We start from the raw sequence: 3,787 nt of genomic DNA, 5'->3' as shown, positions 1-3,787 counted from the left end.
TGTTTGTCCTGCCATACCCTTTAAAGCCATTTACGTGGAAGGATTGACAACCCAAAACATCATTGAAATTAAAAAGGAAGAAGTGGAGGAGACAGTAATAGATGATTTCGGATTCTGAGTAATGGTTTGAATGTCTGTCATATTCAGTCGGATTAAGTGTAAAGAGAATAATAAAAAGGAATGATAGAGAATTTTTTTTCCGGTTTGCCCTTTTTTGTTTGTTTATTTTGGCTGATCCTGTTTATACTGCAGTATAAGCAACTGGATCCGGCGAAAAAGTTTTTCACTTTCTTCCTGTTGACATGCACCTTTCTTTATTTCTCTCATGCGGTCTATTTTCATCGGTATGTTTATCTCTACAGTCTGATTGAAAGTTTCTACACCTTCTGCTCCCTGGCGGTTTATCCGCTCTACTATCTCTATATTTGCAAACTTACCAGCATCAAACAGTTTAACCTGAAGAGTTACTGGGTTATCCTACCAGCACTGATTCTCGGCGTGCTATCTGTGATGTTCTATGGCATGATGAATGAAGTGGAGCGAATCAGTTTTGTAGAGTATCATTTTTTCAAAAAAACCGATGGCTTAGATTCTCTTTCCTTTGCTGAAAAGGCTCAGGAGGTCAGAATCATAGCGACCAAGACATTGTTTATCATACAGCTGCTACCTGTTTCCTTTTTTGGGTATCAAAAACTGTCCCACTTCAACCGGGAGGTTTCCAATTATTATGCCGACACCGAAAACAGAACCCTGGCTCCGGTACAAAAACTATTATTAGTTTTTATACTGTTCGCAATCTTTTCGGGCACTGCCAACCTGCTGGGCAGAGAGTTCTTTATTCGCGAATCGTGGTTGCTGGTAATCCCATCACTCATTTTTGGAAGCATGCTTTTTTGGTCAGCTACATAGCCTACACTCAACATTTCACCGCGATAGATTTCAGTAGAGAAGCTGATAATGTGTGCAGGGAAGAAACCGAAGCTGAAACAACCAGCAATCACGACACAACCATCCTGAGCAGTCGTTTGAAACAACTGATGGAAGAAGAACAGCTTTTCCGGCAGAAAGATTTACACATTTCCGATATAGCCATTCACTTGGGAAGCAACAGAACCTATGTTTCAAATTGTATCAACCAGGAACTTGGGTTATCTTTTTCTGATTATATCAACCAATATCGCATAGGTTACGCACAAAGCAAGATGACCGATTCGAGAGTGGCTCTCTCCATGATGGAGATCAGTGAACAATCGGGGTTTGCAAACGAAGTATCCTTTTACCGGAACTTCAAGAAAATTACCGGTACCACACCCAATCGGTGGCTTCGCCAACATGCTTCAAAATAACATTGTCCTTTTTTTACGATTTGTTATTCTTTTTTGTTCATTTTTCAGTGTGGTCATTGAATAAATTTCTTTTCTTGCAAAGGAAAACAAAATAATCATACTATGACTTCATTTAAACAAACCGCAAAAAAAGGACAAGGAGAACAGGCATCCTGTTATGCACATTACTCCTCATACTTTTCACCACTCAACAATGCAGTGGACCCGAAGAGATTATCGAGCAACCCGAGGAAACGGGGAAGAAGGATCCTCCCAATGAAGAAAAACCAGGGAACAACGACCCGAAAGAAAACACCAAAGTGGATAAGTCGGGAGGAAAAGTTTTTAAAGACAAAATCACCCTCGTTGTTCCGGCCGATGCATTCAATACACCGGTCACCATGGAGATTACAGTACAAACCGACGGTGCGGTAATGGAGGAGTTTGAGCTTCGCCCTACTACAAGATAAAGCTTCCGCGCAATTTTGCAAAGCCCATTCAATTACAACTACTTGCCGATACCGAAATCACTGAGAATGAAATTTACTTTCGCATTACCACCCCAGGAATAGAGATCAGCTCGCAGCAGGAAGCAGTTCGGTGATGTGGATCAAGGGAGTAAAAGAAGGTGATTATTACACTGCCACAATGGAGCCTTTTGAAGAACCATCCGATGAACAGGGCGAACTGATTGTAGGTCTGGTAAAAAACTATCAGGCATCGAATGAGTCGGGGAGCCGGGCCATTACTTCTGACAGGAAATGTGTGGTATACGCTCCCCGCTTTTATCATGAAGAAAGCAAAGAGATCGCCCTGCATTTGGAGGAAGCCATCAAACGGTTGGAAGCGGTGGGATTCAGTTTTGCAAAACGGAACAAACAGATCCAGGTGGAGGTGAAGAAACTGAGCGGTGCGGATGCCTACGGCTATTTCATCCCCTCCCGCTACAGCAGTGAATGGAACTCAATGGTAATCAACAGCCAGAAGTTATCAGAGAAAGAGGAGATCAAGCGCACCATCATGCATGAAATGACCCACTTCGCGCAATACTACTACGACCCCCGATGGACGGTCACCAAATCCTATTTTGAAGGTGAATTTCTCTGGATGGAAGAGGCGGTGGCCGTTTGGGCGGAAAGCCTTTACGTGGCGGGCATCTCCTCCGTGCAATATGGGAACCAGTTTTGTCCCCTGGAAGGATTCTCACCGTGGGATAAAGAAGACAAGAGTACGCACGGCTATGGAATGGCCGGCCTGATCCGCTGGATGGCTAACCGTTACGGCAACGACAAGATAGTGAAGTTGCACCAACAACAGGAAGCCGGTGCGACTTCGGTAATGGATGCATTTGAAGATGCATTTCCGGATCTCTTCCTGGAATATGGGATCTTTCTCCAAGATTATGTCCGCGGAAACGGTGTGAAAGATCTCATTCAATCAATGGCGCGTGATTATTTGAAACTGAATGACATGAATGAGGTTAAAACCAAAGCTCCTCCTCAATGTAAACCCTACTCAGCCCGGTATGAGAAGATCTTCATCAATCCTGATTTTAAGTTGCCCGATAGCAAAATCATCCTTTCCATCAATGTGGAAGGCGGTGTAGATGGTGGAAAAGGACAATATTGTGAGTTGTATCGTTATGACTCAAAAAAGAAAGAGGTGGTTTTTGTGGAAAGTTTTTACGACTCCTATCAGTTTGAGGATGTAGAATCGCTTCAAGAGAAAAGAGAGATACTCTACGTGGTCTACTATCATCCCTACAACAAGGAGTGCGAAGTGAACATGACCGTGCGACTGGAGGAGAAGCTGGAGTTTGTTAGCGGGAAAATTAAATTATACATTAACGAGTTGAACAACTACAGCGGATTCTTCACCGCTACCTTCCCCGATGAATTGGTGGTGCCCATCACCTCTGCTACAGGAACAACCAGCTATTCCGGGAACAGGGTGATCTATACTTCAAACAGTAGTTATTCCAAGAAAGAAAGCTACGACAAGGTGGAGTCGGAATGGGAGATCAGTATCGAGATTGATGCAGTATCGCGGAACATACTAAAAGGAACGGCCCGTAATATCACCAGCAGGTACAATGACCGGGCAGGAAATCCAGACAGGGGTAAGTTAAAGAGGAGACAGACCACCTCAATCTCTTTTAAGGATATTCCCTTTATCCAGGTTTTTACCTACGATGGCCATTATGGGTATGAGGCTTCTGACGGCAATGGAAGCATCGGCACCTATCTCACTGCTTTCAGTAACAAACTGGAGGAGGAAGGGATCAATGGATGGACAACCAAAACGGTTACCTCCTGGAAACCGAATACGAAATGGTCGGTCGGTGCGACCCTCTACATAAAATAGGAAGGGATCCAATGGAAATTGTCAGTGCCTTACAAAGGGGCTGTTCCAAAAGGGCAGCTCCTTTTTCAATTCTTTATGCAGCAGTTTTCTGATTGTAG

The 3,787-nt window shown here is 43.7% G+C and carries 3 protein-coding genes; all 3 read left to right on the top strand.

Annotation, left to right across the window (positions count from 1 at the left end):
- Positions 1-180: 180 nt before the first annotated feature.
- Positions 181-909, top strand: coding sequence for a hypothetical protein (locus tag JCM15092_RS17155; RefSeq protein ID WP_148296673.1), 729 nt, complete (start codon positions 181-183; stop codon positions 907-909).
- Positions 849-1,346 (top strand): helix-turn-helix domain-containing protein, encoded by a 498-nt coding sequence (locus tag JCM15092_RS16340; RefSeq protein ID WP_148296672.1) that lies wholly within the window; start codon positions 849-851, stop codon positions 1,344-1,346. Before JCM15092_RS17155 ends, JCM15092_RS16340 begins: the two co-directional genes overlap by 61 nt.
- 582 nt (positions 1,347-1,928) lie before the next feature.
- Positions 1,929-3,689, top strand: coding sequence for a hypothetical protein (locus tag JCM15092_RS14035; protein ID WP_024995190.1), 1,761 nt, complete (start codon positions 1,929-1,931; stop codon positions 3,687-3,689).
- Positions 3,690-3,787 lie beyond the last annotated feature (98 nt).

The organism is Phocaeicola paurosaccharolyticus JCM 15092, assembly GCF_000613805.1.
Taxonomy (GTDB): domain Bacteria; phylum Bacteroidota; class Bacteroidia; order Bacteroidales; family Bacteroidaceae; genus Phocaeicola; species Phocaeicola paurosaccharolyticus.
Note: the sequence above shows the minus strand (reverse complement) of the source record. Positions and strands in the feature narration are given on the sequence as shown.

Excerpts from the sequence above, each read along its gene's own strand:
- JCM15092_RS17155 (WP_148296673.1), top strand. The coding sequence starts at position 181 with ATGATAGAGAATTTTTTTTCCGGTTTGCCCTTTTTTGTTTGTTTATTT.
- JCM15092_RS14035 (WP_024995190.1), top strand. The coding sequence starts at position 1,929 with ATGTGGATCAAGGGAGTAAAAGAAGGTGATTATTACACTGCCACAATG.